Origin of the sequence: Cupriavidus sp. OTU4054, from assembly GCF_038440175.1 — a bacterium.
Lineage (GTDB): Bacteria > Pseudomonadota > Gammaproteobacteria > Burkholderiales > Burkholderiaceae > Cupriavidus > Cupriavidus pauculus_D.
The window spans coordinates 124,297-151,257 of record NZ_JASATF010000008.1 but is presented as its reverse complement, the minus strand read 5'-3'; the positions used below and the strand labels follow the sequence as shown (position 1 = coordinate 151,257).

Genomic DNA, 26,961 nt, shown 5'->3' with positions numbered 1-26,961 from the left:
GAGCACAGTTTACAATCACGGCCACTATGATGACGCACCTGACTCTGATTGTCCCCTTTTCCGTCCCGCCCGGCCCCGGTGGCGACGGTGCCGACGGCATCGACGAGCGCGTGTCCGACGCCCTGCTCCGGCAGTTGGAGCTGCCCGCGCTCGGAAAGTTGCTGACCCGGGCCACGCCGGGGCCACGCGAGCGTCACGACGACCCGTTTCTCCGCAGCCTGCCTCAGGAGCGCTGGCTGGCCGCCCGGGCCGGCCTGCCGACCGATCGCGTGCCCACCGCGCCCTACATGCGGATGGCCGACCTGCGGCAATCGGACACAGCACCGGGTGCGTCAGCCCCCACGGAGGGCGCATGGGCCTGCCTGCAACCGGTCCATATCCACGCGGCGCGCGACCACCTGGTGCTCGTGCATCCCGGGCAGCTCGACCTCCGCGCGGACGACGCCACGGCGCTGCGCGCGGCGATCGACGACCTGCTGACCGAAGCCGGCATTCCGCTGGAGGCGCCCGTCCCGGACCGCTGGTACCTGCCCGAAGCCACGTTCGGCGAACTCGAGGCCACCACGCCGCTGCGCGCGGCCGGCCGCAATATCGATATCTGGCTGCAGGCCGGCGCCCGCGCGCGCGACTGGCGGCGCCTGCAGAACGAGATCCAGATGACGTGGCACGACCATCCGGTCAACGACGCGCGGCAGGCCGCGGGCCGGCTGCCCGTCAATTCGGTCTGGCTCCACGGCGGCGGCACGATGCGCCCGGTGCCGAAACTGGCCGACACGGTCCTGAGCGACGACGCCTTCCTGACCGGCCTCGCGCTGGCCGGCGGCAGCCGTGCCGCCGCGCTGCCCGCCCGTTTTGCCGATATCGATACCGAGGGCAGCGTGCTCGCCCTCGTCGAACGCGCGAGCGAACCGTATCTGGCGTCGGACTGGCACGAATGGCTGCTCCGCATGCACGCGCTCGACGCGGACTGGTTCGCGCCCGCGCTGCAAGCGCTCGCCGCCGGACAGATCCAGACCCTGACGCTCGTGCTCGCCGGCGAGAACCATTTTGCCGAGTTCACGGTGCGCCGCGCGGATCTGCGCAAGTTCTGGCGCGGCGTGGGCGCACGCGGCAACTGGCGCGCGCTGCTGTCCGACCTGGCCATGGCGGCCTGACCCGACTCTTTCCCCTCTGCCCATGACCCGGATCGCCATTCGCCAATACTCCGCCCCCAACGCCGACACGCTGGCCGCGTCGGGCCTGCATCCGACACTGGCGCGCATTCTGGCCGCGCGCGGCGTGCTCCACCCGGACGAACTCGCGACCGAGCTCGCCGTGCTGACGCCGCCCACCGCGATGAAGGGCATCGCCCACGCGGCCGAATACCTCGCCGATGCGATCGCCGCGCAAAAATCGCTGCTGATCGTCGCCGACTACGACTGCGATGGCGCCACCGCCTGCGCGGTGGGCGTGCGGGGGCTGCGCATGCTCGGCGCGCGAGTCGATTTCATCGTGCCCAACCGGTTCGAGTACGGCTATGGCCTGACGCCCGAGATCGTCGAACTCGCCGCGCAGCGCAACCCCGACGTGATCGTGACCGTGGACAACGGCATTGCGAGCGTCGATGGCGTGGCCGCCGCCAATGCGCGCGGCATCGACGTCGTCGTGACCGACCACCATCTGCCTGGCGCGGTGCTGCCCGAGGCGGCGGTCATCGTGAATCCGAACCAGCCGGGCTGCGAATTCCCGAGCAAGAACCTCGCGGGCGTGGGCGTGATGTTCTACGTGCTGCTGGCCGTGCGGGCCGAACTGCGCCGCCGCGGCGCGTATGAGACCGCCAGGGCGCCTAATCTGCAGACGCTGCTGGACCTCGTGGCGCTCGGCACCGTGGCCGACGTGGTCAAGCTCGACGCGAACAACCGCATCCTCGTCGCGCAGGGGCTGCGCCAGATGCGCGCGGGCCGCATGCACGCGGGCGTTGCCGCGCTGTTCCGCGCCGCCGCGCGCGATGCCACGCGCGCCAACACGTTCGACCTCGGCTTCGGCCTCGGCCCGCGGCTCAACGCGGCCGGTCGGCTCGCCGACATGTCGCTCGGCATCGAATGCCTGCTCACCGACGATCACGAGCGCGCGTGGAACATCGCGCAGGAACTCGACGGCATGAACCGCGAGCGCCGCGATATCGAGGCCGGCATGCAGCAGGAAGCGCTCAAGATCCTCGAGGCGCCGCTCGATGGCATCGATCCCGCGTCGCGCTTCACGGTCAGCGTGTTCAACGACACGTGGCACCAGGGCGTGATCGGCATCGTCGCGTCGCGGCTCAAGGAGAAATTCCACCGCCCGACCATCACGTTCGCGCCCGGCGACGATCTGCATATCAAGGGCTCGGGCCGCTCGATTCCGGGTTTCCACCTCCGCGACGCGCTGGACCTCGTGTCCAAGCGCCATCCGGGGCTGCTGGTGAAGTTCGGCGGCCACGCGATGGCGGCGGGCCTGACGCTACGCGCCGATCAGTTCGACACGTTCATGGCCGCATTCGAGGCCGTGGGCCGCGAATGGCTGACCGACGACCAGCTCGCGCGCGTGGTGGAGACGGACGGCGACATCGACACCGATTGCTTCGATCCGGCCTTCGTGACGCTGCTCGAGGAGCAGGTCTGGGGCCAGGGCTTCCCGCCGCCGACGTTCAGCGGCGAGTTCGACGTGCTGCGCGAAACCATCCTCAAGGGCAAGCACCTGAAGCTCCAGCTGGGCCGCGGCGGCCAGCGCTACGACGCCATCTGGTTCAATCACGCCGAGGCGCTCGGCAGCGCGAGCGCCACCATCGCCTACCGGCTCGACAACAACACGTTCAACGGCGTCACGCGCGTGCAGCTCGTGATCGAGCACGCGCAGGCATAGCGCCCCGCGCCGTCGTGCAGCGCCCTCAGCGCGCGGGCAGGTAGCGCAGCGGGTCCACCGGCTGCGTGCCGCCGCGCACCTCGAAGTGCAGTTCGGCGTCGGTCCCCATGACGCCGATATCCTGCCCGGCCGAGACCTGCGCCCCTTCCTTGATCAGCGGTTTGTCGAGGTTGCCGTACACGGTCAGCCAGTCGTCGTTGTGCTTGACGATCACGAGCATGCCGTAGCCGCGCATCTCGCCGACGTGAATGGCCCAGCCCGACGCGGCCGCGCGCACCTTGCCGCCGGTGGGCACCGCGATGCGGATGCCCTTTTCGCCCGGCGGCGCAAAGCGACCGGTGATACGGCCGTCGGCCGGCCATTGCAGGCGGATGGTGGTGGTGGGCACCTTGCCCTGCGGCGCCGGCTCGGATCGGGCCGGCGCCGGGTTGTAGGCGGGTCCCGGGGAGGATGCGGCAGCCGCCGCGCCGGCGGGCGGCCGCACGCGGATCAACTGGTCCACCTCGATCTGGTCCGCGCTCGCGAGATTGTTCCAGCGCGTCAGTTCGGCCACCGAGCGCTTGTGGCGGCGCGCGATCGAATACAGCGTATCGCCGCGCTCGACGCGATAGAAGCCGTCCGGCGCGGGGCCGCCGGTGGTGCCGCAGGCCGCCAGCAGCGCGGAAGCGGCCCCGGTGCCAAGCACCAGAAGCGCGCGCCGGCGGGACAATGTGACAGATTCGGGGGAAGCCAATCGGGGTGATGCAATAACCGTCATGCGTCTGGGTTTCCATACGGGGGTGAGCCCCTATTTTCCCTCAAGTGACGTTCGCAGCGGTCGCCCCGCTATCCGCTATAATTCCCGGTTTTGGAAGCGCAGGAACATCATGGAAGCAGAACGCCTCAACGCCATCTCCGGTGCCATCTCCGATCTCCGTTCGCGAACGGAAGATCTACGGGGGTATCTTTGACTACGATGTCAAGGTAGGACGCCTCGACGAAGTCAATGGTTTGCTGGAAGATCCCGACGTCTGGAACAACCCCAGGAAGGCCCAGGACCTCGGGAAAGAGAAGAAAATGCTCGAGGGCGTCGTTGGCGTGCTCAGCAAGCTCACGGACGACCTGAGCGGCGCGGACGAACTGTTCGAACTCGCGCGCGAGGAAGCTGACGACGAAACGCTCGAGTCGATCGAGACCGACGTCAAGGGCTTCGAAGCGATCGTCGCCGACATGGAATTCCGCCGCATGTTCGCGGGCGAGATGGACCAGGCCAACGCGTTCATCGACATCCAGGCCGGCGCCGGCGGTACCGAAGCGTGCGACTGGGCCTCGATGCTGCTGCGCCAGTACCTCAAGTACTGCGAGCGCAAGGGCTTCAAGGCCGAGGTGCTCGAGGAATCCGAGGGCGACGTGGCCGGCATCAAGAGCGCCACGATCAAGGTCGAAGGCGAATACGCGTTCGGCTACCTGCGGACCGAGACCGGCGTGCACCGCCTGGTGCGCAAGTCGCCGTTCGACTCGTCGGGCGGCCGTCATACGTCGTTCTCGTCGGTGTTCGTGTATCCCGAGGTCGATGACTCGTTCGAGGTCGAGGTGAATCCGGCCGACCTGCGCGTGGACACCTACCGTGCTTCGGGCGCGGGCGGCCAGCACATCAACAAGACCGATTCGGCCGTGCGGATCACGCACATCCCGACCGGCATCGTCGTGCAGTGCCAGAACGACCGTTCGCAGCACCGCAACCGCGCCGAAGCCATGTCGATGCTGAAGTCGCGCCTGTACGAGCATGAAATGCGCAAGCGCCAGGCCGAAGCCGACAAGCTGGAAGCGGGCAAGACCGATGTGGGCTGGGGCCACCAGATCCGTTCCTACGTGCTGGACCAGAGCCGCATCAAGGATCTGCGCACGAACGTCGAAATGTCGAACACGCAGAAGGTACTCGACGGCGACCTCGATCCGTTTATCGAGGCCAGCCTGAAGCAGGGTCTGTAAGCAGCATCCGCATGACCGCCGCGCGCCATCGATGCGCGCGCGGCGGCTCCACAAAAGCAAGACTTACCAACACCGATCGACGAGAAATCCGGGGATTGTCATGAGCGCAGCCAAACACCTTTATATCGTGACCGGCGCCTCGCGCGGGCTGGGCGCGGCCCTCACGCGCGCGCTGCTCGTGCCGGGCAACCGCGTGGTCTGCGTGGCCCGCAGCCGCAACCCGGAGCTCGAGGCCGAGGCCTCGGCCAGCGGCGTGCCGGTGGCCTGGCATCTGCAGGACCTGGCCCAGCCCGGCCCCGCCGCAGGCTGGCTCGGCAGCGTGCTGGACGCGGTGGACGACACCCCGGCGAGCATCACGCTGATCCTCAACGCCGGCGTGGTGGAGCCGATCGGCCCGATCACGAAGCTGCACGAGAACTCGCTGATCCCGCATCTGCTGACCAATCTGGCCGCGCCGATGACGATGACCGCCGCGTTCATCGAACACACCGCGCGCTTCGACTGCCCGCGCAAGATCCTCGCGATCTCGTCGGGCGCCGCGCGCAATCCGGTGCAGGGCTGGAGCGCCTACTGCGCCGGCAAGGCCGCGCTCGACATGTTTATCCGCTCGGTCAACGCCGAGTACCGCGACGTGCCCGCGCCGCGCACCATCCGCGCGGTGGCGCTGGCGCCCGGCGTGGTCGACACCGACATGCAGGCGACCATCCGCGACGCGGAGTTCGCCGACGTGCAGCGCTTCCGCGACCTCAAGGCCAACGACAAGCTGTCGTCGCCCGACGAGACCGCAAAGCGCATCGCGGCCTATCTGTCCCGCCCCGATTTCGGCACGACCGAACTCGACGATATTCGCAATTACTGAACCATCATGACCGAACCCACGCGCGCCAATCCCGCCGCCCCCGCCAACGCCTCCGACACGCCCGCCGTCGACGAGAACAAGATCATCGCGGAGCGGCGCGAGAAACTGCAGGCACTGCGCCAGCAGGGCGTGGCCTTCCCGAACGATTTCCGCCCCACGCACCAGGCCGCCGCGCTGCACGCGCAGTTCGGCGAGACCGATCAGGCCGCGCTCGAAGCCACGCCGGTCGAAGTGGCGATTGCCGGCCGCATGATGCTCAAGCGCGTGATGGGCAAGGCCAGCTTTGCCACCGTGCAGGACGGCAGCGGCCAGATCCAGTTCTACATCACGCGCGACAAGGTCGGCGAGGACGTCTACGCGGCGTTCAAGCACTGGGACCTCGGTGACATCATCAGCGCGCGCGGCGAACTGTTCCGCACCAACAAGGGCGAGCTGTCGGTGCAGGTGCGCGAGCTGCGCCTGCTGTCGAAGGCGCTGCGTCCGCTGCCGGACAAGTTCCACGGCCTGGCCGACCAGGAAACGAAATACCGCCAGCGCTACGTGGACCTGATCGTCTCCCCCGAGACGCGCAACACGTTCCGCGCGCGCACCAACGCCATCTCCTCGCTGCGCCGCCATATGGCCGACGCGGGCTTCATGGAAGTGGAAACGCCGATGCTGCACCCGATTCCGGGCGGCGCCGCGGCCAAGCCGTTCATCACGCACCACAACGCGCTGGACATGCAGATGTTCATGCGCATCGCGCCCGAGCTCTACCTCAAGCGCCTGGTCGTCGGTGGCTTCGAGCGCGTGTTCGAGATCAACCGCAACTTCCGTAACGAAGGGGTGAGCCCGCGCCACAACCCCGAGTTCACGATGATGGAGTTCTACGCGGCCTATACGGATTACCGCTGGCTGATGGACTTCACCGAGAACCTGATCCGCCAGGCCGCGATCGATGCGCGCGGCAGCGCGACGGTGATGTATCAGGGTCGCGAACTCGACCTCGCCAAGCCGTTCCACCGCCTGACCATCACGCAGGCGATCCAGAAATACGCGCCGCAGTACACCGACGCGCAACTGGCCGACGTGGAGTTCCTGCGCGCCGAGCTCAAGAAGTTCGGCGTCAACACCAGCGCGCCGCAGTTCCTGAACGCCAAGGTGGGCACGCTGCAGCTGGTGCTGTTCGAGGAAACGGCCGAAAGCCAGCTGTGGGAGCCGACGTTCATCATCGACTACCCGGTCGAGGTGTCGCCGCTCGCGCGCGCATCGGATACGGTGCCGGGCATTACCGAGCGTTTCGAGCTGTTCATCACGGGCCGCGAAATCGCCAACGGCTTCTCGGAGCTGAACGACGCCGAGGACCAGGCCGAGCGCTTCCGCGCGCAGGTCGAGCAGAAGGACGCCGGCGACGAGGAAGCGATGTACTTCGACGCCGACTATATCCGCGCGCTCGAGTATGGCATGCCCCCGACGGGCGGCTGCGGCATCGGCATCGACCGCCTGGTCATGCTGCTGACGGACAGCCCCAATATCCGCGACGTCATTCTCTTCCCGCATCTGCGCCGCGAAGAGTAACCCGGCGCTGACCCCGGTGTTTCGGCCCCTCTCCGCCCGGAGAGGGGTTCGGCCCCTGTTACAACCGATCGTCGGACACGCACCGACAACGGAGCCAAGCCCTTGATTTGACGGCGCTTTTCGGCTCACAACTCCTTACAAAATCCAACGGCATTCCGGCTTGCGTTGCGCCAAACTATGTTCATCCATCCGGCATTCCGGATCGCTTTGGAGAACAAGAGATGCAAAGCCCTGTGCCCTCCCCCCGCCGTATCCACCCGCTGATCGCCGCCGCCGCCGTGGCCGTTGTCATTGCGAGCCTGACGGCCGTCGCGGCCGTGACCGGCGTGCTGCCGATCAGCAAGGCCAACCAGGGCCAGGGTGCCGACTCCGACCCCGTCGCGACCGCGCCGGCACCTGCCTCGGCATACACCTCGCAGACGACCGCGCAGACGCCGCCGCCGGGCTCGACGACACGCCCGCCCGCCTACGGTCCGGCCACTTCCACCCAGGCCGCCAACAACGTTCCGCCGCCGCAGCAAGCCGCGCAGCCGGTCGAACAGCAGGCGCCCGCCGCCAAGCCCAGCCATACCGCGGGCCGCGTGGTGGCCGTGACGCCGATCCAGACCGAGAAGCCGACGAGCGGCCTCGGCGCCGTCGGCGGCGCGGTGGTCGGTGGCCTGCTCGGCAACCAGATCGGCCGCGGTAACGGCCGGATTCTCGGCACCGTGGCCGGCGCGGCCGCCGGCGGCTACGCGGGTAATGTCGTCGAGAAGCACGTGAACAAGGACACGCAGTACCGCGTCAGCGTGAAGATGGACGACGGCACGCATCGCACGTTCACCTACGAGCGGGAGCCGGGCGTGCAGGTTGGCCAGCGCGTGCATATGGAGCGCGGCGTACTGGTGACCGGCTGACCGGTTGAACCGGCTCCGCCACGAAAAAAGGCGCGTCGATCGACGCGCCTTTTTCTGGTCCTGCGAGGGAGCTTACTCGGCTTCCTCGATCCACGCCTGCTGGATCGCCTCGAGAATCTTCTCGCCCGAGCGGTCGGGCAGATCGTCGAAGCCATCGAGCTCCATCACCCACTTGTGCAGGTCCGTGAAGCGGATCGTGGCCGGATCGACGTCCGGGAACTTGTCGTACAGCGCCGCGGCGACGTCGTAGGTATCAGTCCATTTCATGAGCGTGCTCCGGCCTCAGTGGCCTTCCTTGGCATGGTTGATCGTGTACTTCGGAATCTCGACGGTCAGGTCCTCGTCCGCGACGATCGCCTGGCACGAGAGCCGCGAATTGGGTTCGAGGCCCCATGCCTTGTCGAGCAGGTCCTCTTCCTTCTCCTCGGCCTCGTTCAGCGAGTCGAAACCTTCGCGCACGATGACGTGGCAGGTCGTGCAGGCGCAGGACTTCTCGCACGCGTGCTCGATCTCGATACCGTTGGCCAGCAGCGCGTCGCACACGCTGACGCCCGTCCTGGCTTCGATCACGGTCCCCTCGGGACAGTATTCGACGTGGGGCAAAACAATGATCTGTGGCATGGTCTTCCTGGGTATTTCTGTGTCTGGGGCGCCGGTTAGCCGATTTCCTGGACCTTGCGGCCCGCGAGCGCGCTCTTGATCGACCGGTCCATGCGCCGCGCGGCAAACTCGTCGGTGCCATGCGACAGCGCATCGACGGCCGCCTTGATCGCGCGATGGTCGTCGCCCTTCGCGGTCTCGCGCACGGTGACGATCAGCGCATCGATGGCCGCGCGTTCGGCGTCGTCGAGCAGCGTACCGTCGGACTCCAGCGCGCGCGTGGTCGCTTCCACGAGCCGCTCGGCTTCCACGCGCTCTTCGGCGAGCGCGCGGCTCTTCATGTCATGCTCGGCTTCGCGGAAGCTTTCCTGCAGCATGCGCGCGATATCGTCGTCGGCCAGGCCGTACGAAGGCTTCACGGCAACCGACGCTTCCACGCCCGACAGCATTTCGCGCGCGGACACGGACAGCAGACCGTCGGCATCGACCTGATACGTCACGCGAATGCGCGCGGCGCCGGCCACCATCGGCGGAATGCCGCGTAACTCGAAGCGCGCGAGCGAACGGCAGTCGCTGGCCAGTTCGCGCTCGCCCTGCAGCACGTGAATGGCCATCGCGGTCTGGCCGTCCTTGAACGTCGTGAACTCCTGCGCGCGCGCGACCGGAATCGTGCTGTTGCGCGGGATGATCTTCTCGACGAGGCCGCCCATCGTCTCCACGCCCAGCGAGAGCGGAATCACGTCGAGCAGCAGCCAGTCCTCGCCCGGCGCGGAATTGCCGGCGAGCAGATTGGCCTGCATGGCCGCGCCCAGCGCGACCACCTTGTCCGGATCCAGATTGGTCAGCGGCGTCTGGCCGAAATGATCGCCCACGGCCTTGCGGATGGCCGGCATGCGCGTGGCGCCGCCGACGAGCACCACGCCCTTCACGTCTTCCGGGCCCACGCCCGCGTCGCGCAGCGCCTTGCGCACGGGCGCCAGCGTCTTCTGCACGAGGTGCGCGGTGATCTCGATAAACGTGGTCGCGTCCAGCGTCAGATGCACGATCTCGCCACTGGCGAGGACCGCATCGATGACCGTGCTGTCCGCTTCCGACAGCGCTTCCTTGGCCGCGCGCGAACGCACCATCAGCAGGCGCGTGTCCTCGGCGGACAGCGGCTGCAGCCCCGCCTGCTCGACGATCCAGCACAGCAGGCGCTGGTCGAAGTCGTCGCCGCCGAGCGCGGAATCGCCGCCCGTGGACATCACCTCGAACACGCCCTTCGTCAGCTTGAGCACCGAGATATCGAACGTGCCGCCACCGAGGTCGTACACCGCGTAGATCCCTTCGGCCGCGTTGTCGAGGCCATAGGCGATGGCCGCCGCGGTCGGCTCGTTGAGCAGGCGCAGCACGTCGAGGCCGGCGAGTTGCGCGGCATCCTTCGTGGCCTGGCGCTGCGCGTCGTCGAAATACGCGGGCACCGTGATCACGGCACCGACGATATCGTCGCCGAGCGAATCCTCGGCGCGCTGGCGCAGCGTCGCCAGGATCTCGGCCGACACTTCCACGGGGCTCTTCACGCCCGCGGCTGTCTTGATCTGCACCATGCCGGGCGCATCGACGAAGTCGTACGGGCTGTGCTCGATATTGGCCACGTCCCGCAGGCCACGGCCCATGAAACGTTTGACCGAGACGATCGTGTTCTTCGGATCGCGCACCGCCTCTTCCTGCGCGCGATAGCCGATATGCGCGGTACGGTCGGGCAGGTAGCGCACGACGGACGGCAGCAGCGGACGGCCGCGCTCGTCGGGCAACACTTCGGGAATGCTGTGGCGGACCGCGGCGACCAGCGAGTTCGTGGTGCCGAGGTCGATCCCGACGGCCAGCCGGCGCTGGTGCGGGGCCGGCGACATGCCGGGTTCGGAAATCTGGAGCAGTGCCATGGTAATTCTTCGCGTTTTATATGGGGGCGGCGCGCGACGGACTTCGCGGGCGCCGTCTACCCTTCGAGACGATCGATCGCTTCGCTGGTGTCGTGCTCGATCTTCTCGATAAACATCAGTTGGCGCGCGGCCGCACCGGCCGCCGCATCGTCAGCACCATCGAGCAGCGCGCCCAGCGCCGCATGGCGCTCGCGCTTCTCTTGCCGCAGCGCGCGGAGCAGTGCATCGAGGCGTGCCTCGTCACGCGCTTCCGTCGCGTCCTGCAACGCCTCGCGCCATTCCATCTGCTGCATCAGGAAAGCCGGCGCCATCGCCGTGTTGCTTTCGGCCTGGATATCGACACCGCGCAGGGACAGCAGATAGATCGCGCGCTTGAGCGGCTGCCGCAGCGTGCGATACGCCTCGTTCGCGCGCGCGGCCCACTGCATGGCCACACGGCGCTCGGCATCGCCGGCGTTGGCAAAGCGGTCCGGGTGGGCCTGCGACTGGACCGTGCGGTAGGCCGCGTCCAGCGCGGCCTCGTCCACCTCGAACCGGGCCGGCAGCCCGAACAGCGCGAAATAGTCGTCTTGAAACTGCGCGTCTTTCAAATGCTTCCCCAACAAAAAGGAGCGGTCGCCCGCTCCTTTGTCTCCGCTTGCGCGCCCACTGCTCCGGCGCGCATCGCGCGGATACCGATCACACGCGGAACGACTCGCCGCAGCCGCACTCGTCCTTCACGTTCGGGTTGTTGAAGCGGAAACCTTCGTTCAACCCTTCGCGCGCGAAATCGAGTTCGGTGCCGTCGATATACGGCAGGCTCTTCGGATCGACGATCACCTTGATACCGTGCGACTCGAACACCGCGTCTTCCGGCGCGAGTTCATCCACGTACTCGAGCTTGTAAGCCAGGCCCGAGCAGCCCGTGGTCTTCACGCCCAGGCGCAGACCCACGCCCTTGCCCCGGCGTTCCAGATAGCGCGCGACGTGCTTCGCCGCCTTTTCGGTCATCGTGATCATCGTTGCCCTCGTTCAATCTCGCAGCCGCGGCCGCGTTCAGGCGGCTGCCTGCTGCTCGGCACCCGCGTGCTTCTTCTTGTAGTCCTCGACCGCCGCCTTGATGGCGTCCTCGGCCAGGATCGAGCAGTGGATCTTCACCGGCGGCAGCGCCAGTTCCTCGGCGATCTGGGTGTTCTTGATCTCCAGCGCCTGATCGACGGTCTTGCCCTTGACCCATTCGGTCACCAGCGACGACGACGCGATGGCCGAGCCGCAACCGTAGGTCTTGAACTTGGCGTCTTCGATCACGCCGGCTTCGTTCACCTTGATCTGCAGCTTCATCACGTCGCCGCAGGCCGGAGCGCCGACCATGCCGGTGCCCACCGCGTCGTCGTTCTTGTCGAACGAACCGACGTTGCGCGGATTTTCGTAGTGGTCGAGAACCTCTTTGCTGTAAGACATTTGGCTACCTCTTGCTTATCGCTATATGGGGATTGTTCTTGTCGTCGTTCCGGGGGTCTCGGCGCTTAGTGCGCAGCCCACTGAATCGAATTCAGATCGACGCCGTCCTTGAACATCTCCCACAGCGGGGACAGATCGCGGAGCTTGCTGATCTTGCTCTTCAGCAGCTCGACGGTGAAGTCGATTTCCTGCTCGGTGGTGAAACGGCCCACCGTGAAACGAATCGAGCTGTGCGCCAGTTCGTCGTTACGGCCCAGCGCGCGCAGCACGTAGGACGGTTCCAGCGAAGCCGACGTGCAGGCGGAGCCCGACGACACGGCCACGTCCTTGATCGCCATGATCAGGGACTCGCCTTCGACGAAGTTGAAGCTGACGTTCAGGTTATGCGGCACGCGATGTTCGAGCGAACCGTTCAGGTAGACCTCTTCCATGCCCGAGAAACCGCGCCACAGGCGATCGCGCAGCATGCGGATACGCTCGTTCTCGGTGGCCATTTCCTCGCGCGCCAGGCGGAAGGCTTCGCCCATCCCGACGATCTGGTGGGTGGCCAGCGTGCCGGAGCGCATGCCGCGCTCGTGGCCGCCACCGTGCATCTGCGCTTCGATGCGCACACGCGGCTTGCGGCGGACGTACAGCGCGCCGATGCCCTTCGGACCGTAGGTCTTGTGGGCCGAGAAGGACATCAGGTCGACCTTGAGCTTGCTCAGGTCGATCGTCACCTTGCCCGTCGCCTGCGCGGCGTCGCAATGGAAGATGATGCCCTTGCCGCGGCAGATCTCGCCAATCTGCTCGATGTCCTGGATCACGCCGATCTCGTTGTTCACGAGCATCACGGACACCAGGATCGTGTCCGGGCGCAGCGCGGCCTTGAACACGTCCATGTCGATCAGACCGTCGTCCTTCACGTCCAGGTACGTCACCTCGAAGCCCTGACGTTCGAGTTCACGCGTGGTGTCCAGCACGGCCTTGTGCTCGGTCTTCACGGTGATGATGTGCTTGCCCTTGCCCGAGTAGAAGTTCGCGGCACCCTTGATGGCCAGATTGTTGGACTCGGTAGCGCCCGAGGTCCAGACGATCTCGCGCGGATCGGCGCCAACCAGCGCGGCCACCTGCTCGCGCGCTTCTTCCACCGCGCGCTCGGCGTCCCAGCCGTAAGCGTGGCTGCGCGACGCCGGATTGCCGAACTGCTCGCGCAGGTACGGAATCATCTTGTCCGCCACGCGCGGGTCTACCGGCGTGGTCGCCGAGTAATCCATGTAGATGGGGAAATGTGGGGTGCTCATCGTTATGACTGCCTTATAGGGACTGCTAATCGATCGCGCTTATCGATAGTTTATAACAACTTCTGACGCAGCGTTGGTTACCGCTCAGGACTGCGCCAGACTGAAGACCGAGTTCACGACCCGCGCCCGGGCCGGCTTTTCCTGCTTGTCCACCTTGCCGCGCGGCGCGGCCACGGCCTGCTGGGCCGTCGCCTCCTCGCGCATGTCGTGCAGCACCGCGGGCTGCTTGGCCCGCTGCTGGTCCACGAGATCCTTGAGGGAGACGGAATCGAGGTACTCCACCATCTTCTGGTTCAGCGTCGCCCACAGTTCGTGGGTCATGCAGCGCCCGGTACCCTCGTCGCCATGGCAGTTGCCCTTGCCGCCGCACTGGGTGGCGTCGAGCGGCTCATCGACGGCGATGATGATGTCCGCCACGGTCACGGCCTCGGCCTTGCGGGCGAGACTGTAGCCACCGCCCGGGCCGCGTACGCTTTCCACGATTTCGTGGCGGCGCAGCTTGCCGAACAGTTGCTCGAGGTAGGACAGGGAGATTTTCTGGCGCTGGCTGATGCCGGCTAGCGTGACGGGACCCTGGTCCTGGCGCATGGCCAGGTCGATCATGGCGGTCACCGCGAAACGGCCTTTTGTCGTGAGTCTCATGATGCTCAGGGTTGGGAATACTTGAACAATTCGCTCAAGTATAAATTTTCCCGACTAATTTAGTCAAGTAACCCTACCGCGGTGCATCATATTGACGGGTGCGGCACATGGTTCCCGCAAATGTGCTAAGGAGGCGCCACCGCACGGCCGACGGCATTTTACCCGCGTACGCAAACGGCTGCAGGCGGGCGCTCCGACCGAGGGCCCGCCCATCGCGACACTGGCTGCCGCTACATCCGTTCGTAGATCTGCTTTCCCCGTGCGAAGCCAGCGGCCTCCGCGTCTTCCGGCGTTTTGAAGTGATCGCTGATCGACGACGACTCGGTCAGCGTGCTCGCGGCCCGGATGTTGGTCCCGGCGCGACAGACGCGCACCGTGAACTCCCATTCGTTCTGCGACCGGGGCTTCACCAGCACCTGTACTTCGTGCGTTTCGAAAACCCTCTTCTTCCATTCACTGCGATAGGCCATGACGTTGTCTCCTGTCTGGCCGGCGGTCCCTTGGCCCGGGATCTCAGTTCACCTCGCCGGCGTCGATCGTCTGCATCGCGGACGCTTCGCCCAGGGCAAGCGCAGCTTCCGGCGTCGGCGCGGAGCCTGCCTCGGTCTCGAAGGTCGGACCGGCGGGCTCGCCAAACGCATCGGCAATCTGCACCATCCCGGCGTAGCCGCCGCTGGCATGCGGGATTGCCCGTACCACTACCGAATAACCACCATATTCGAACTCCGTCATCATGGCGCGCTCCTGGTTCGCGATCGGGCTCCGCCCTCCACTATAGGAGCCCCGGCGCACTTGCGTACGCCACGCGCAGCGCGAACGCGCGACTTACAGATGATCGCCGCTCGCACCGAAGACCTGTGCGCGGAGCTTGGCCAGCTGGTCGCGCACCTGCGCGGCCTTTTCGAATTCAAGATTCTTCGCATGGTCGAGCATCTGCTTTTCCAGCTTCTTGATTTCCTTGGCCACCTGCTTCTCGCTCATGTCCTCGTACTTCGCGCGCTCCGCGGCCGCCGACAGCTCGGCCTTGACCTCGTCGGGGTTGTAGACGCCGTCGATGATGTCCTTGATGCGCTTGACCACGCCACGCGGTGTAATGCCGTTCGCCTCGTTGAACGCGATCTGCTTGACGCGGCGGCGCTCGGTCTCGTCGATCGCGCGCCGCATCGAGTCGGTCATGCGGTCCGCATAGAGAATGGCCGTGCCATTGACGTTACGGGCCGCGCGGCCGATGGTCTGGATCAGCGAGCGCTCGGCGCGCAGAAAGCCCTCCTTGTCCGCATCGAGAATCGCGACCAGCGACACCTCGGGAATGTCGAGGCCCTCGCGCAGCAGGTTGATGCCGACGAGCACGTCGAACGTGCCGAGGCGCAGGTCGCGGATGATCTCCACGCGCTCCACGGTGTCGATGTCCGAATGCAGGTAGCGCACCTTGACGCCGTTCTCCGACAGGAACTCGGTGAGCTGCTCGGCCATGCGCTTGGTCAGCGTGGTCACCAGCACGCGCTCGCCCGCTTCCACGCGGATATGGATCTCCGACAGCAGGTCGTCCACCTGCGTGCCCGCGGGCCGCACGTGGATGATCGGATCGACGAGGCCCGTGGGACGCACCACCTGCTCCACCACCTGGTCCGCGTGTTCGTTCTCGAACTGCGCGGGCGTGGCGGAGACGAACGTCACCTGCCGCATCTTGCGCTCGAACTCGTCGAACTTGAGCGGCCGGTTGTCGAGCGCGGACGGCAGGCGGAAGCCGAATTCGACGAGCGTGGTCTTGCGCGCGCGGTCGCCGTTGTACATGCCGTTGAGCTGGCCGATGAGCACGTGCGACTCGTCGAGGAACATCAGCGCGTCGGGCGGCAGATAGTCGACGAGCGTCGGCGGCGGCTCGCCCGGCGCGGCACCCGACAGATGGCGCGAATAGTTCTCGATGCCCTTGCAGAAGCCGAGCTCGGCGAGCATCTCGAGGTCGAAGCGCGTGCGCTGCTCGAGGCGCTGCGCCTCCACGAGGCGGTTCTCCTTGTAGAAGAAGTCCAGCCGCTCGCGCAGCTCCACCTTGATGTCCTCGATCGCGCGCAGCACGGTATCGCGCGGCGTCACGTAATGGCTCGACGGGTAGACCGTGAAGCGCGGCACCTTCTGGCGCACGCGGCCCGTGAGCGGATCGAAGAACTGGAGAGTCTCCACTTCGTCGTCGAACAGTTCCACGCGCACGGCCATCTCGGCGTGCTCGGCCGGGAAGATATCGAGCGTGTCGCCACGCACGCGGAACGTGCCGCGCTGGAAGTCGGTTTCGTTGCGCGTGTACTGCATCGCGATCAGGCGCGTGATGATGTCGCGCTGGCTCAGCTTGTCGCCGGCGCGCAGCGTGAGAATCATCTTGTGGTATTCGCTCGGATTGCCGATACCGTAGATCGCCGACACCGTCGCCACGATGATCGTGTCGCGCCGCTCGAGCAGGCTCTTGGTCGCCGAGAGCCGCATCTGCTCGATATGCTCGTTGATCGACGAGTCCTTCTCGATAAAGAGGTCGCGCTGCGGAACGTAGGCCTCGGGCTGGTAGTAGTCGTAGTAGCTGACGAAGTACTCGACCGCATTGCGCGGGAAGAACTCGCGAAACTCCGAATACAGCTGGGCCGCGAGCGTCTTGTTGGGCGCGAACACGATGGCCGGCCGGCCCACGCGGGCGATCACGTTGGCCATCGTGTAGGTCTTGCCCGAACCCGTGACGCCGAGCAGCGTCTGGAAGGACAGACCGTCCCCCACGCCCTCCGTCAGCTGGCGGATCGCCTCGGGCTGGTCGCCTGCGGGCGGATACGGCTGGTACAGCTGGAACGGGGAACCCGGGAACGAGATGAACTTGCTTTCGTCCAGGGCCGGGGCGGCTTCGGCGAGATTCGACATAGGGTAGGGAAAAACCTCAGGAAAACGGGCGAATACGCTAGAATCTTGGGCTTGTGCGGTACGCTTCAAGGCGTGCTGCAGCCAGCGCAGTCCGAAGCATTCTACGCCCTCCGTTTTGTTACACAGCTGACCACGAGATCTCAAATGAGTTTGTTTTCTGCCGTCGAGATGGCCCCGCGCGACCCGATCCTGGGCCTCAATGAAGCCTTCAACGCCGATACGCGTCCCACCAAGGTGAATCTGGGCGTTGGCGTGTACTTCACCGACGAAGGGAAAATTCCGCTGCTGCGCGCCGTGCAGGAAGCCGAGAAGGCACGCCTGACCACCGCCACCCCGCGCGGTTACCTGCCGATCGAAGGTATCGCCGCCTACGACCAGGCCGTCCAGACGCTGCTGTTCGGCAAGGAATCGCCGCTGATCACCGAAGGCCGTGTTGTGACGGCTCAGGCACTCGGTGGCACCGGTGCCCTGAAGATCGGCGCCGACTTCCTGAAGCGCCTGTACCCCGATGCCAAGGTTGCCATCAGCGACCCGAGCTGGGAGAACCACCGCGCGCTGTTCGAAGCGGCCGGCTTCCCCGTGGTCAACTACACGTACTACGACGCGCCGAGCCACGGCCTGAACTTCGCCGGCATGGTGGAATCGCTGAAGTCGTTCCCGGCCAACACGATCGTCGTGCTGCACGCATGCTGCCACAACCCGACCGGCGTGGACCTGTCGGACGACCAGTGGAAGCAGGTGGTGGAACTCGTGAAGTCGCGCAACCTGATCCCGTTCCTCGACATGGCCTACCAGGGCTTTGCCGAGGGCATCGACGCCGACGGCGCCGCCGTGCGCCTGTTCGCCGAGTCGGGCCTGCCGTTCTTCGTCTCGAGCTCGTTCTCGAAGAGCTTCTCGCTGTACGGCGAGCGCGTGGGTGCCCTGTCGATCGTGACGACCGGCAAGGACGAAGCGCAACGCGTGCTGTCGCAGATCAAGCGCGTGATCCGCACGAACTACTCGAACCCGCCGACGCACGGCGGCACGGTGGTGGCCACGGTGCTGAACAGCCCGGAACTGCGCGCCATGTGGGAAGCCGAACTGGCCGAGATGCGCGACCGCATCAAGCTGATGCGCAACGCGCTCGTGGACAAGCTGGCCGCCAAGGGCGTGCCGGGCGACTTCTCGTTCGTGAAGGCCCAGCGCGGCATGTTCTCGTACTCGGGCCTGTCGTCGGCCCAGGTGGATCGCCTGCGCAACGAGCACGGCATCTACGCCGTCGGCACGGGCCGCATCTGCGTGGCCGCGCTGAACAGCCGGAACATCGACGCCGTGGTCAACGCCATCGCCGCCGTTTATTGAAACAGGAAGCTCGATAGCCAAACCGCTGCCGAGGTAGCCTGAAAGGCGACCGGAGGATCACCTCCGGTCGCCTTTTTTATGTCCGTCAGACATTCTCATGCGGAATTAAGGCGTTTGTCTTATTGTGCTTTCCTCATGGCGATGTAACTTCCAGTTATATGCTGCAAAGCACGATCGATGGATTGCGGGCATAATCGTTGGCGCCTCCATCGCCACAACGAGGGGCCAACAATACGGCACCACAGGCACCAAGGTATAGGTATCCGGCATGCTTTATCAATTGCACGAGTTCCAGCGCTCGCTTCTGAACCCGCTGACAGCGTGGGCGCAGGCAACGGCGAAGACGTTCACGAATCCCCTCAGCCCCCTTTCGCTCGTTCCGGGCGCACCGCGCCTGGCAGCCGGTTACGAGTTGCTGTACCGGCTTGGCAAGGAATACGAGAAGCCAGCCTTCGACATCAAGTCGGTTCGTTCCAACGGGCGCGACATCCCGATCGTCGAGCAGACGGTGCTGGAAAAGCCTTTCTGCAAGCTCGTGCGCTTCAAGCGTTATGCGGATGATCCCGACACCATCAAGCTGCTCAAGGACGAGCCGACGGTGCTGGTTTGCGCGCCGCTCTCGGGCCACCATTCGACGCTGCTGCGCGATACCGTGCGCACCCTGCTCCAGGACCACAAGGTCTATGTGACGGACTGGGTCGATGCGCGCATGGTGCCGATCGACGAAGGCGACTTCCATCTGGCGGACTACATCCGCTACATCCAGGAATTCATCCGCCATATCGGCGCCGACCAGCTGCACGTGGTGTCCGTGTGCCAGCCGACGGTGCCGGTGCTGGCCGCGATCTCGCTGATGGCCTCGGCCGGCGAGAAGACGCCGCGCACGATGACGATGATGGGCGGCCCGATCGACGCGCGAAAGAGCCCCACCGCGGTCAACTCGCTCGCGACGAACAAGTCGTACGAATGGTTCGAGAACAACGTCATCTACACGGTGCCGGCGAACTATCCGGGTCACGGCCGCAAGGTCTATCCGGGCTTCCTGCAGCATGCCGGCTTCGTCGCGATGAACCCGGACCGCCATCTGTCGTCGCACTACGACTACTACCTGAGCCTCGTCGAGGGCGATGCGGACGATGCCGAGTCGCACGTGCGCTTCTACGACGAGTACAACGCGGTGCTCGACATGGCCGCCGAGTACTACCTCGACACGATTCGCGAGGTGTTCCAGGAGTTTCGCCTCGCCAACGGCACGTGGGAGATCGAGGGCGAGCCCGTGCGGCCGCAGGACATCAAGGGCACCGCGCTGCTGACGATCGAGGGCGAGCTCGACGATATCTCGGGCATGGGCCAGACGGCCGCCGCGCATGACCTGTGCGCGGGTATTCCGAAGACGCGCAAGCAACATCTGATCGCGCCCAAGTGCGGGCATTACGGGATCTTCTCGGGCCGGCGCTGGCGCGAGAACATCTACCCGGAACTGCGCGACTTCATTCGCAAGTATCGCTAAGAAAAACGCCCGCTTCCGCGGGCGTTTTTTTGCGCCTTATTGCCGCGTCAGGTAGCTGAGCAACATATCCGTGTGGAGGGCGGCGAATCGCTCGTGCTCCTCCTGCGATGCGACGTCGCGCCCGATCACGGCGCTGATCGTGTAGCGGTTCGACAGCACGTAATAGCCCAGCGCGGAAATGGTCAGGTAGAACTGCGGCACGTCGACGTTCTCGCGGAACACGCCCTGCTTCTGCCCGCGGCGGATGATGTCGGCCAGCACGTTGACCACGGGGTTCACGAGCTGATGCAGCTGCGCGGACTTCTTGAGGTGCTTGGCCTCGTGCAGGTTCTCGCTGTTCACGAGCCGGATGAATTCCGGATGCTGGTAATACCAGTCCCATACGAAACGGGCCAGCGTGCGCACGGCCGCGACGGGATCTTCGTCGACGATATGCAGACGCTCCTCGTCGGCGCGGAATTCGGCGTACTGCTTCTCCAGTACGGCAAGGAACAGCCCCTCCTTGCTGCCGTAGTAGTAGTACAGCATGCGCTCGTTGGTTTCGGCGCGGCGCGCGATCTGGTCGACGCGGGCGCCGGCGAGACCGCCCTTGGCGAATTCCTCGGTGGCGGCGGCAAGGATGCGGCGCCGCGTTCCTTCGGGATCCCGCTTGGTTCTAGGCTCGTTGGTGATGCGTTCCGGGTCGGTCATAGCGGCGGATTATGGCATATCGCTTGGTCAGGTTCCCCGCCGGGGGACCTTCGTATGATCGTCCGCATGTTCGCCGATTCTGGGTCAGGACGAAATCGGGGATAATCCTTGCCGCGCACGGCCCACAGAGGCCGTCTCACCCGATTGCCCTTCAGAAGCCAGCCTTGCCCGTCGTGAACCCACCCGCTGCCTCCCTCGCTGCCTCCCTTGCCGATCGGCTCGAAGCGCTATTGCCGCAAACCCAATGCACGAAGTGCGGGTTCGATGGCTGCCGCCCGTATGCGGAGGCCATGGCGACGGGCGAAGCGCTCGCGAACCGGTGTCCGCCCGGCGGCGCCGAAGGCATCGTGCGGCTGTCGGCGGCGCTGGGCGCCGCGCCGCTGCCGCTCGACGCGACGCGCGGTGTCGAGCAGCCGCGCGCGGTCGCGCGCATCGACGAAAGCCTGTGCATCGGCTGCACGCTCTGCATCCAGGCCTGTCCCGTCGATGCAATCGTCGGCGCGGCCAAGCAGATGCATACGGTGCTGCCGGACTGGTGCACGGGCTGCGATCTGTGCGTGGCGCCCTGCCCCGTCGATTGCATCGACATGGTGCCCGTAACGGGCGAGCGTACCGGCTGGGCCGCATGGTCGCAGGCGCAGGCCGATCTTGCCCACGCGCGCTACGACGCGCGCAAGGTGCGGCTCGTGCGCGAGCGCGAGGAAAACGACGCGCGACTGGCGGCCAAGGCGGCCGCAAAGCTCGAAGCGCTGCGCGCGGAACCGACGCAGAGCGACGAGGAACGCGCCGCGCAGGCGCGCAAGCAGGCCATCATCCAGGCCGCGATCGAGCGCGCGCGGCAGAAGCAGGCGGCGGCTGGCACACGCCCGCGCAATACGGAAGATGTCTCGCCCGCGGTGCAGGCCCAGATCGATGCGGCCGAGGCGCGCCGCGCGCGGGCCGGATTGACACCGGACCCGAAGAAAAACGACAAGCCTTGATGCCCGCATGAACGCCAAGAAGATTCACGCCATTTTCGAGACGCTGCGCGAGATCAACCCGGCGCCCGTCACCGAGCTCGAGTACAGCTCGCCGTTCGAGTTGCTGATTGCGGTCCTGCTATCCGCGCAGGCGACCGACGTGGGCGTCAACAAGGCGACGCGCAAGCTGTTTCCGGTCGCGCATTCGCCGCAGCAGATGCTCGCGCTCGGCGAGGCCGGACTGATCGACTACATCAAGACGATCGGCCTCTACAAGACCAAGGCGAAACACGTGATCGAGACCTGCCGGATTCTGGTCGAACGGCATGGCGGGAAGGTGCCGCCCGATCGCGAGGCGCTGGAGGCGCTGCCGGGGGTGGGACGCAAGACGGCCAACGTGGTACTGAACACGGCGTTCGGCCAGCCGACGATCGCGGTCGATACGCATATCTTCCGCGTGTCGAATCGCACCGGCATTGCGCCGGGCAAGAACGTCGATGCCGTCGAGCAGAAGCTGCTCAAGGTGGTGCCCGCCGAGTTCCTGCATGACGCGCACCACTGGCTGATTCTGCATGGACGTTATGTCTGCAAGGCGCGCAAGCCGGAGTGCTGGCATTGCGCGATCGAGCCGCTTTGCGAGTTTCGGGAAAAGACGGAAGCGCCCAGGGCCTGAGCGCTTTGCCCCCGAAGCCGCTCAAACGATGCGGCAGGCTTCCTCGAACGACAGGCGCGGCAGGCGCGGATGCAGCTTGTCGCCCACGCCGTACCCCAGGTTCACGAGGAAGTTGACCGACCAGTTGCCCTCGGGGAAGAACGCGGCGTTGACCCTGGCTGCATCGAAGCCGGCCATCGGGCCGCAATCGAGGCCGAGCGCGCGCGCGGCGAGGATAAAGTAGCCGCCCTGCAGCGAGCTGTTCATCAGCCCGTCGCGCGCGATCTTCTCGGGCGAGCCCGCGTACCACGAGCGCGCGTCGGCATGCGGGAACAGCTTCGGCAACTGATCGTGGAAGTTGTTGTCGAACGCGATGATCGCGGTCACTGGCGCGGTGCGCGTCTTCTCGGCATTGCCGGCCGACACACACTCCACGAGGCGGGCCTTCTCCGCAGCCGACTTCACGAAGACGATGCGGGCGGGCGTGCTGTTGGCGGCGGTCGGGCCGAACTTCATCGCTTCGTAGATCTGGCGCAGCACGGCGTCGTCGACGCCCTTGTCCTGCCAGACGTTATGGGTACGCGCTTCGGTGAACAGCTTGGCCATCACGGCCGGATCGATCGTTGTCATGTTGTAGCGGCTCTGTTTATGGGCAAAAGACCGTGCGATTTTACCGGCACGTCCCGCCGCGCCGCACAATGGCGTTGTGCAAGTTCGTCAATTCTTTTGATCGTCTACAATGGCGGCCATCATGTTCAATCCCTCACGAGAAGAAGTCCGCCGGTTCTTCTGCGATGCCTGGCAGAAGCAGCTCGCGGGCAGTGTCCTGACGCCGCTCGAGGCCATGGCCGTCGACTGGATCGGCGAGCATCCCGAATACCACCAGCTGCTGACCGATACCGAAGGCGCGCTGGCCGAGGCGTACACGCCCGAGCGTGGCCAGACCAATCCGTTCCTGCACCTGTCGATGCATCTGTCGATCTCCGAACAGGTGTCGATCGACCAGCCGCCCGGCATCCGCGCCGCCTACGAGGCGCTGGCCCGCCGGCTCGATTCGCCGCACGAGGCCCAGCATCAGGTCATGGAATGCCTGGGCGAAATGCTCTGGAATGCCCAGCGCACAGGCCTGCCGCCCGATGGCCAGGCCTACATCGACGCCGTGAAACGGCGGGCGGGTGCCTGACGTCATCGTCCGACAAACACTGACAAGTGATTTTGCGGTGACGTGCTAGCCTTTGCGGCATTGCCAATCTGACAGGTTGCGTGCCGCCCCGACTCTCTCGGCGCCGGACGCGCAATGCCCATCCCATGACCGTCACTGCGCCCTCCCGCGCCGCGTCTGTTCGCGTCCGGCCGTTCTGCGTGCCGCTGCATCGCGCCCTCCACACGCGCTCCCTCACCGCCGCCGCACTTGCGTCGGCGCTCCTGATTGCGCCGCTCGCGGCACAGGCCGCCGTCACCTTGCTGCAGCCGCCGCGCGTGGTGGACGGTACCCAGCCGCTCACGGTCACGCTGCTCGTCGTCGGCGACGCGGAAACGCGGCGCTTCGAAGTGCCCGCCACGCTCGCGGTGACCGCCTCGGCCGACATGACCGCGCCGATCCGCGTGGAAGCGCGCCGCGTGGGCGCGGGACCGGGCGTGCTGCAACTGAGGCATGGCGAGACGCGCACGATCCGCTACACCGCCCCGTGGCCCGACGCGCTGCGCGGGCAGGTGCGGCTCGATGTGGCCGGGATCGATGCCGCGCCCGTGCTTGTGACGCTGAATCGCGCGGCCGACGCGAATGGCGCTGCCGCGGTTGCCGCCGTGGCACCCAGGGCCGCGGGGCCGCTGCCCGCCAACGGCACGGCGCCCGAGATCGCCCCCGCGGATGCCGCCACGGGGCCCGTGACGACGGTCGCCACGGTGCCCGCCGAGGCCGGTCCCGCGCCGGCGGACCTGCGCGACGCGCAGCGGCTGTCGTTCAACGAGCCGATGTACATCATGTTCGGCGGCCATAACGGCGCGAACGCGAAATTCCAGCTGAGCTTCAAGTTCCGGATCTTCGAGGGCAAGGACCCGGCGTCGAAGTCCGTGCTCGACAACCTGTATTTCGGCTACACGCAGTTCTCGCTCTGGGACCTGAGCGGCGAATCGCGGCCTTTCCGCGACACCAACTACCGGCCGAGCCTCTATTACTACCTGTCCGATACGGGCGTCCGCAACAGCGTCATCAGCCGGCTGTCGGTCGCCACGGGTTTCGAGCATGAATCGAACGGGCTGGGCGGCGACAGCTCGCGCGGCATCAACACGCTGTTCGTGACGCCGACGATGTACTTCGGCGATCAGACCGACTGGCACTGGCGCGTCGCGCCGAAGCTGTATGCGTACGTGGGCAAGAGCGACAACGAGGACATCGCGCACTATCGCGGCTATATGGACCTCAATATCGCGTATGGCAAACCCGATTCGTGGGAGGTGGCCGCCACGCTGCGCAAGGGCACGCGCAAGGGCTATGGCAGCGTCAATGCGGCACTGACCTATCCGCTCGCGCGGCTGGTGCCGGGCACGGCGGGCTATCTGATGGCCGGATGGTTCTATGGCTACGGCGAATCACTGATCGACTACAACCAGAAGTCGCCGTGGCAGTTCCGCATCGGCTACGCGTTGTCCCGATAACGGCGCCGGAGTGTCTCAGGGCGCTGCCTCCTCGCCGCTGGTCACCACGGCTTTCGTGACGGAATACGTGGTCTCGACGGCGGTCGAGGCCACGCTCACGGCTGCGGAACCGGCCGTGGTGGCCACGGACACGGCCGCGCTGCCGACCGCGGCCGTCGCACTGATGATGGTGCATCCGGCCATCGTCCATGCGGCCGCGATCAGCACGAGGCCGGCGACAGGTGGACGCGGCATGCGCGATATAAAGGCTTTCACGGGGCGTTCACGGGTCAGCCCGCCAGCGGTTTGCCGCCGGCCTTGAGGCGCGCGTTGCCGACCGCGGCCGCGAACTGGCCGTGGCCATGCCAGCCCGTCGCGCGGCCGAGCTTCTTGCCCTTGTGGAAGAACATGAAGACCGGAATGCCGTGCAGGCCGAAGCGCCGGCCGAGTTCCGGGTGCGCGTAGACGTTGGCATGGAGCCAGTGCACGTTGAGCGCGCGGATCGGCTCGGGGTTGGCGAGCATGGCCTTCTTGGCCATCTCGCAGTTGAAGCAGTCCACGCCCCAGAAGAACACGCAGACGAGGTCGTCGCCGGCCTCGGCAATGGCCGCGTCGATGGTTTCGCCATCGACCTCGCGCATGCCGAATGCCTCGAAGGCTCGGTGGTCGAGATGGGGCGCGGCGGTATCGGTCGCGCCGGACGGGGTGGCAGACGTCTGTTCGGTCATGAAGGACCTCCTGAAAAGCCGAACGCCCGGGCCGAGGGCACCGGGCGTTCGTGATGGGCTGGCGTGAACCGGGTCCGGCGGCTTAGCGCGGGGCCGAGACCGTGACCAGCGCCGGACGCAGGACGCGGTCAGCGATCAGGTAACCGCGCTGCAGGACGTTGACGACGGTGTTCGGTTCCTGCTCGGACGGCACCATCGAGATGGCCTGATGGCGATGCGGGTCGAACTTTTCGCCCACCGGGTTCAGTTCGACGATCTTGCCGCGCTCGAAGGCGCTGGCCAGCTGGCGCGCGGTCAGTTGCACGCCTTCGCGCAGCTTGGCGAGATCGTTGGTGTTGTCGGCCAGGGCAGCCATCAGGCTGTCCATGACCGGCAGGAGATTGTCCGCGAAGTTTTCGATCGCGAACTTGTGGGCCTTGGCGACGTCCTCCTGCGCGCGGCGGCGGATGTTCTCGCCTTCCGCGGTGGCGCGCAGGAGCAGGTCGTAATGCTCCTTGGCCTTGGCTTCGAGGTCGGCGACCTGTTGCGTCAGTTGCGCGACCAGGTCGTCACCGCCGGTTTGCTGTGCGCCGGGCGCGGCTTGGGCGTCGTCTGCGGCAGCGGGAGATGGCGTCTGATTCTGTTCTTCCATGTCGATCAATCTGTATGCAAAAAAGGCTTTGGGAATCGGCAAGTGTAGCGCGCAGTTGGCGACGGGCGGCTGTTTTTCAAGGGGTGGCGGTTCAGAGCCTTCGAAACAAGCCGTTACAAACGCGGGTGAATCGTCACCGGGTCGTCATTGCCTTGCTGCGGCGCACACACTACTATTCATGGTGAAAAAATGACAAAAATGATGCGGGAGGTAGGCGTGGATCGCTCTGTTGATCGTTCGTATTTCGACTTCAGAAGGTTAGTCATGCACAAGATGCCTGTGGTGACGTTCTGCCTGATTGCCGTGCTGGCGCTGATGACCGTGTTTATCTGCGTCTCGGGTGCCTTTACCCCGCGCGAAACCGAGTACGGGAGCGGCAAGGCCGTCTTCAAGCACTACCTCGTTCACTACGTACGATGACGCGCGGTACCGGTGCAGCGCAGGCCAGTGTCTGCTCAGTGCCTGCTCAGTGCCTGAAATGGTCGATCCGGCGCCGGTCGCGCTTGGTCGGCCGCCCCTGCAGCTGCGCCGTCGGCTCGCTCTGATACCGGCGCTGCTCGGCCGCCTGCTCCCGCTTTGCCGCGCTGGCGGCCGTTTCCTCGTATAGCGTCTGCGCGACCGATGCCGGGCCCCGCGCGGCGGCAATCCCCCGCACCACGATTTCCCAGCGCTGCTGGTACGCCTCGATCACGATCGTGTCGCCGGGCCTGACCTCGCGCGAATTCTTGACCGCCTGGCCGTTCACTTCGACGCGGCCACGCTCCACGGCCTCCGCCGCCAGCGAGCGCGTCTTGAAGAACCTTGCGCACCAGAGCCATTTGTCGATGCGCAGCCGCGCATCGGATTCGAAATCTACATGCATGTC

At 66.0% G+C, this 26,961-nt stretch carries 31 protein-coding genes; 13 read left to right on the top strand and 18 right to left on the bottom strand.

Translation table 11 applies throughout. The features are described 5' to 3' along the window. The first annotated feature begins 26 nt into the window (after positions 1–26). Both AAHB16_RS12345 and recJ read left to right on the top strand, forming a co-directional pair. Complete coding sequence (locus AAHB16_RS12345) at positions 27–1,154, top strand: hypothetical protein (RefSeq protein ID WP_342050983.1); 1,128 nt, start codon at positions 27–29, stop codon at positions 1,152–1,154. A 22-nt stretch (positions 1,155–1,176) separates the two neighbouring features. Then, complete coding sequence (gene recJ, locus AAHB16_RS12340; RefSeq protein ID WP_342050982.1) at positions 1,177–2,880, top strand: single-stranded-DNA-specific exonuclease RecJ; 1,704 nt, start codon at positions 1,177–1,179, stop codon at positions 2,878–2,880. A gap of 25 nt (positions 2,881–2,905) precedes the next feature. Here the strand turns inward: recJ and AAHB16_RS12335 are convergent, their stop codons facing one another. Continuing rightward, on the bottom strand, positions 2,906–3,637 hold the full coding sequence (locus AAHB16_RS12335) for a LysM peptidoglycan-binding domain-containing M23 family metallopeptidase (RefSeq protein WP_342050981.1): 732 nt from the start codon (positions 3,635–3,637) through the stop codon (positions 2,906–2,908). Between the two features lie 109 nt (positions 3,638–3,746). Between AAHB16_RS12335 and prfB the strand changes: the two genes are divergently transcribed. From prfB to AAHB16_RS12315, 4 genes are all read left to right on the top strand, one after another. Next, positions 3,747–4,851, top strand: a protein-coding gene (gene prfB / locus AAHB16_RS12330; protein ID WP_342050980.1) for a peptide chain release factor 2 whose coding sequence is annotated in 2 segments (ribosomal slippage) — positions 3,747–3,827 and positions 3,829–4,851 — 1,104 coding nt in all. Because the reading frame shifts where the segments join, the coding sequence is not laid out codon by codon here. 100 nt (positions 4,852–4,951) lie between these two features. Then, positions 4,952–5,710, top strand: coding sequence for an SDR family oxidoreductase (locus AAHB16_RS12325; protein WP_150372263.1), 759 nt, complete (start codon positions 4,952–4,954; stop codon positions 5,708–5,710). A gap of 6 nt (positions 5,711–5,716) precedes the next feature. Then, positions 5,717–7,267 (top strand): lysine--tRNA ligase, encoded by a 1,551-nt coding sequence (gene lysS, locus AAHB16_RS12320; protein ID WP_150372264.1) that lies wholly within the window; start codon positions 5,717–5,719, stop codon positions 7,265–7,267. 221 nt (positions 7,268–7,488) lie between these two features. Further along, positions 7,489–8,163, top strand: a complete 675-nt coding sequence (locus AAHB16_RS12315; RefSeq protein WP_150372265.1) for a glycine zipper 2TM domain-containing protein — start codon at positions 7,489–7,491, stop codon at positions 8,161–8,163. Positions 8,164–8,235: 72 nt separating this feature from the next. Here AAHB16_RS12315 and iscX read toward each other — a convergent pair whose 3' ends face one another. The 11 genes from iscX to uvrB form a co-directional block, all read right to left on the bottom strand. Beyond that, positions 8,236–8,430, bottom strand: a complete 195-nt coding sequence (gene iscX, locus AAHB16_RS12310; RefSeq protein WP_150372266.1) for a Fe-S cluster assembly protein IscX — start codon at positions 8,428–8,430, stop codon at positions 8,236–8,238. Between the two features lie 15 nt (positions 8,431–8,445). After that, entirely contained in the window at positions 8,446–8,784 is a 339-nt protein-coding gene (fdx, locus tag AAHB16_RS12305; RefSeq protein ID WP_150372267.1) for an ISC system 2Fe-2S type ferredoxin, read from the bottom strand. Positions 8,785–8,819: 35 nt separating this feature from the next. Further along, a complete protein-coding gene (gene hscA / locus AAHB16_RS12300; protein ID WP_150372268.1) occupies positions 8,820–10,685 on the bottom strand; it encodes a Fe-S protein assembly chaperone HscA in 1,866 nt (621 codons plus the stop codon). A gap of 56 nt (positions 10,686–10,741) precedes the next feature. Beyond that, positions 10,742–11,275 (bottom strand): Fe-S protein assembly co-chaperone HscB, encoded by a 534-nt coding sequence (hscB, locus tag AAHB16_RS12295; RefSeq protein WP_342050979.1) that lies wholly within the window; start codon positions 11,273–11,275, stop codon positions 10,742–10,744. Positions 11,276–11,363: 88 nt separating this feature from the next. Beyond that, positions 11,364–11,684, bottom strand: a complete 321-nt coding sequence (gene iscA, locus AAHB16_RS12290) for an iron-sulfur cluster assembly protein IscA (RefSeq protein WP_109581584.1) — start codon at positions 11,682–11,684, stop codon at positions 11,364–11,366. Between the two features lie 36 nt (positions 11,685–11,720). Then, a complete protein-coding gene (gene iscU / locus AAHB16_RS12285; RefSeq protein WP_150372270.1) occupies positions 11,721–12,125 on the bottom strand; it encodes a Fe-S cluster assembly scaffold IscU in 405 nt (134 codons plus the stop codon). 65 nt (positions 12,126–12,190) lie between these two features. Then, positions 12,191–13,414 (bottom strand): IscS subfamily cysteine desulfurase, encoded by a 1,224-nt coding sequence (locus tag AAHB16_RS12280; protein WP_317889540.1) that lies wholly within the window; start codon positions 13,412–13,414, stop codon positions 12,191–12,193. 78 nt (positions 13,415–13,492) lie between these two features. Next, positions 13,493–14,050, bottom strand: a complete 558-nt coding sequence (gene iscR, locus AAHB16_RS12275; protein WP_150372272.1) for a Fe-S cluster assembly transcriptional regulator IscR — start codon at positions 14,048–14,050, stop codon at positions 13,493–13,495. A gap of 230 nt (positions 14,051–14,280) precedes the next feature. Beyond that, complete coding sequence (locus AAHB16_RS12270; RefSeq protein WP_150372273.1) at positions 14,281–14,520, bottom strand: hypothetical protein; 240 nt, start codon at positions 14,518–14,520, stop codon at positions 14,281–14,283. Positions 14,521–14,563: 43 nt separating this feature from the next. After that, positions 14,564–14,785, bottom strand: a complete 222-nt coding sequence (locus AAHB16_RS12265) for a hypothetical protein (RefSeq protein ID WP_150372274.1) — start codon at positions 14,783–14,785, stop codon at positions 14,564–14,566. Between the two features lie 90 nt (positions 14,786–14,875). Further along, positions 14,876–16,948 (bottom strand): excinuclease ABC subunit UvrB, encoded by a 2,073-nt coding sequence (gene uvrB / locus AAHB16_RS12260; RefSeq protein WP_150372275.1) that lies wholly within the window; start codon positions 16,946–16,948, stop codon positions 14,876–14,878. A gap of 144 nt (positions 16,949–17,092) precedes the next feature. On the opposite strand from uvrB, the gene AAHB16_RS12255 reads away from it, so the two are divergent. Both AAHB16_RS12255 and AAHB16_RS12250 read left to right on the top strand, forming a co-directional pair. Further along, the gene (locus AAHB16_RS12255) at positions 17,093–18,289 is read left to right on the top strand and encodes an amino acid aminotransferase (protein ID WP_342050978.1); all 1,197 of its coding nucleotides are present in this window, start codon (positions 17,093–17,095) and stop codon (positions 18,287–18,289) included. Positions 18,290–18,557: 268 nt separating this feature from the next. Continuing rightward, positions 18,558–19,799 carry a polyhydroxyalkanoate depolymerase gene (locus AAHB16_RS12250; protein WP_150372277.1) on the top strand — a complete coding sequence of 414 codons (1,242 nt, stop codon included), beginning with the start codon at positions 18,558–18,560 and terminating at the stop codon, positions 19,797–19,799. A gap of 36 nt (positions 19,800–19,835) precedes the next feature. Here the strand turns inward: AAHB16_RS12250 and AAHB16_RS12245 are convergent, their stop codons facing one another. Further along, the gene (locus AAHB16_RS12245) at positions 19,836–20,471 is read right to left on the bottom strand and encodes a TetR family transcriptional regulator (protein ID WP_150373839.1); all 636 of its coding nucleotides are present in this window, start codon (positions 20,469–20,471) and stop codon (positions 19,836–19,838) included. A gap of 191 nt (positions 20,472–20,662) precedes the next feature. Between AAHB16_RS12245 and rsxB the strand changes: the two genes are divergently transcribed. Beyond that, the gene (gene rsxB / locus AAHB16_RS12240; protein ID WP_191002235.1) at positions 20,663–21,469 is read left to right on the top strand and encodes an electron transport complex subunit RsxB; all 807 of its coding nucleotides are present in this window, start codon (positions 20,663–20,665) and stop codon (positions 21,467–21,469) included. 7 nt (positions 21,470–21,476) lie between these two features. Beyond that, positions 21,477–22,121: an endonuclease III gene (nth, locus tag AAHB16_RS12235; protein ID WP_150372279.1), complete on the top strand. Its 645-nt coding sequence runs from the start codon at positions 21,477–21,479 to the stop codon at positions 22,119–22,121. A gap of 21 nt (positions 22,122–22,142) precedes the next feature. Here nth and AAHB16_RS12230 read toward each other — a convergent pair whose 3' ends face one another. Beyond that, a complete protein-coding gene (locus AAHB16_RS12230) occupies positions 22,143–22,730 on the bottom strand; it encodes a malonic semialdehyde reductase (RefSeq protein ID WP_150372280.1) in 588 nt (195 codons plus the stop codon). Between the two features lie 121 nt (positions 22,731–22,851). Between AAHB16_RS12230 and AAHB16_RS12225 the strand changes: the two genes are divergently transcribed. Further along, positions 22,852–23,283 carry a DUF1841 family protein gene (locus AAHB16_RS12225; RefSeq protein ID WP_150372281.1) on the top strand — a complete coding sequence of 144 codons (432 nt, stop codon included), beginning with the start codon at positions 22,852–22,854 and terminating at the stop codon, positions 23,281–23,283. A 125-nt stretch (positions 23,284–23,408) separates the two neighbouring features. After that, complete coding sequence (locus AAHB16_RS12220) at positions 23,409–24,758, top strand: phospholipase A (RefSeq protein ID WP_342050977.1); 1,350 nt, start codon at positions 23,409–23,411, stop codon at positions 24,756–24,758. Between the two features lie 15 nt (positions 24,759–24,773). Here AAHB16_RS12220 and AAHB16_RS12215 read toward each other — a convergent pair whose 3' ends face one another. From AAHB16_RS12215 to grpE, 3 genes are all read right to left on the bottom strand, one after another. Further along, positions 24,774–25,013, bottom strand: a complete 240-nt coding sequence (locus AAHB16_RS12215; protein ID WP_342050976.1) for a hypothetical protein — start codon at positions 25,011–25,013, stop codon at positions 24,774–24,776. A gap of 14 nt (positions 25,014–25,027) precedes the next feature. Continuing rightward, positions 25,028–25,465 (bottom strand): thioredoxin family protein, encoded by a 438-nt coding sequence (locus AAHB16_RS12210; RefSeq protein ID WP_150372284.1) that lies wholly within the window; start codon positions 25,463–25,465, stop codon positions 25,028–25,030. 82 nt (positions 25,466–25,547) lie between these two features. After that, on the bottom strand, positions 25,548–26,096 hold the full coding sequence (grpE, locus tag AAHB16_RS12205; RefSeq protein WP_150373840.1) for a nucleotide exchange factor GrpE: 549 nt from the start codon (positions 26,094–26,096) through the stop codon (positions 25,548–25,550). A 264-nt stretch (positions 26,097–26,360) separates the two neighbouring features. On the opposite strand from grpE, the gene AAHB16_RS12200 reads away from it, so the two are divergent. Next, on the top strand, positions 26,361–26,516 hold the full coding sequence (locus AAHB16_RS12200) for a hypothetical protein (protein ID WP_191002123.1): 156 nt from the start codon (positions 26,361–26,363) through the stop codon (positions 26,514–26,516). Positions 26,517–26,562: 46 nt separating this feature from the next. On the opposite strand, the gene AAHB16_RS12195 is transcribed toward AAHB16_RS12200, so the two are convergent. Further along, on the bottom strand, positions 26,563–26,958 hold the full coding sequence (locus AAHB16_RS12195) for an RNA-binding S4 domain-containing protein (protein WP_342050975.1): 396 nt from the start codon (positions 26,956–26,958) through the stop codon (positions 26,563–26,565). Between the last annotated feature and the right edge of the window lie 3 nt (positions 26,959–26,961).

What these genes read in the sequence shown, in the direction of transcription:
- AAHB16_RS12345 (WP_342050983.1), top strand. Translation starts at nt 27, where the DNA reads ATGATGACGCACCTGACTCTGATTGTCCCCTTTTCCGTCCCGCCCGGC.
- recJ (WP_342050982.1), top strand. Translation starts at nt 1,177, where the DNA reads ATGACCCGGATCGCCATTCGCCAATACTCCGCCCCCAACGCCGACACG.
- AAHB16_RS12335 (WP_342050981.1), bottom strand. Translation starts at nt 3,637, where the DNA reads ATGACGGTTATTGCATCACCCCGATTGGCTTCCCCCGAATCTGTCACA.
- AAHB16_RS12325 (WP_150372263.1), top strand. Translation starts at nt 4,952, where the DNA reads ATGAGCGCAGCCAAACACCTTTATATCGTGACCGGCGCCTCGCGCGGG.
- lysS (WP_150372264.1), top strand. Translation starts at nt 5,717, where the DNA reads ATGACCGAACCCACGCGCGCCAATCCCGCCGCCCCCGCCAACGCCTCC.
- AAHB16_RS12315 (WP_150372265.1), top strand. Translation starts at nt 7,489, where the DNA reads ATGCAAAGCCCTGTGCCCTCCCCCCGCCGTATCCACCCGCTGATCGCC.
- iscX (WP_150372266.1), bottom strand. Translation starts at nt 8,430, where the DNA reads ATGAAATGGACTGATACCTACGACGTCGCCGCGGCGCTGTACGACAAG.
- fdx (WP_150372267.1), bottom strand. Translation starts at nt 8,784, where the DNA reads ATGCCACAGATCATTGTTTTGCCCCACGTCGAATACTGTCCCGAGGGG.
- hscA (WP_150372268.1), bottom strand. Translation starts at nt 10,685, where the DNA reads ATGGCACTGCTCCAGATTTCCGAACCCGGCATGTCGCCGGCCCCGCAC.
- iscA (WP_109581584.1), bottom strand. Translation starts at nt 11,684, where the DNA reads ATGATCACGATGACCGAAAAGGCGGCGAAGCACGTCGCGCGCTATCTG.
- iscU (WP_150372270.1), bottom strand. Translation starts at nt 12,125, where the DNA reads ATGTCTTACAGCAAAGAGGTTCTCGACCACTACGAAAATCCGCGCAAC.
- iscR (WP_150372272.1), bottom strand. Translation starts at nt 14,050, where the DNA reads ATGAGACTCACGACAAAAGGCCGTTTCGCGGTGACCGCCATGATCGAC.
- AAHB16_RS12270 (WP_150372273.1), bottom strand. Translation starts at nt 14,520, where the DNA reads ATGGCCTATCGCAGTGAATGGAAGAAGAGGGTTTTCGAAACGCACGAA.
- AAHB16_RS12265 (WP_150372274.1), bottom strand. Translation starts at nt 14,785, where the DNA reads ATGATGACGGAGTTCGAATATGGTGGTTATTCGGTAGTGGTACGGGCA.
- uvrB (WP_150372275.1), bottom strand. Translation starts at nt 16,948, where the DNA reads ATGTCGAATCTCGCCGAAGCCGCCCCGGCCCTGGACGAAAGCAAGTTC.
- AAHB16_RS12255 (WP_342050978.1), top strand. Translation starts at nt 17,093, where the DNA reads ATGAGTTTGTTTTCTGCCGTCGAGATGGCCCCGCGCGACCCGATCCTG.
- AAHB16_RS12250 (WP_150372277.1), top strand. Translation starts at nt 18,558, where the DNA reads ATGCTTTATCAATTGCACGAGTTCCAGCGCTCGCTTCTGAACCCGCTG.
- nth (WP_150372279.1), top strand. Translation starts at nt 21,477, where the DNA reads ATGAACGCCAAGAAGATTCACGCCATTTTCGAGACGCTGCGCGAGATC.
- AAHB16_RS12230 (WP_150372280.1), bottom strand. Translation starts at nt 22,730, where the DNA reads ATGACAACGATCGATCCGGCCGTGATGGCCAAGCTGTTCACCGAAGCG.
- AAHB16_RS12225 (WP_150372281.1), top strand. Translation starts at nt 22,852, where the DNA reads ATGTTCAATCCCTCACGAGAAGAAGTCCGCCGGTTCTTCTGCGATGCC.
- AAHB16_RS12220 (WP_342050977.1), top strand. Translation starts at nt 23,409, where the DNA reads ATGACCGTCACTGCGCCCTCCCGCGCCGCGTCTGTTCGCGTCCGGCCG.
- AAHB16_RS12210 (WP_150372284.1), bottom strand. Translation starts at nt 25,465, where the DNA reads ATGACCGAACAGACGTCTGCCACCCCGTCCGGCGCGACCGATACCGCC.
- grpE (WP_150373840.1), bottom strand. Translation starts at nt 26,096, where the DNA reads ATGGAAGAACAGAATCAGACGCCATCTCCCGCTGCCGCAGACGACGCC.
- AAHB16_RS12200 (WP_191002123.1), top strand. Translation starts at nt 26,361, where the DNA reads ATGCACAAGATGCCTGTGGTGACGTTCTGCCTGATTGCCGTGCTGGCG.
- AAHB16_RS12195 (WP_342050975.1), bottom strand. Translation starts at nt 26,958, where the DNA reads ATGCATGTAGATTTCGAATCCGATGCGCGGCTGCGCATCGACAAATGG.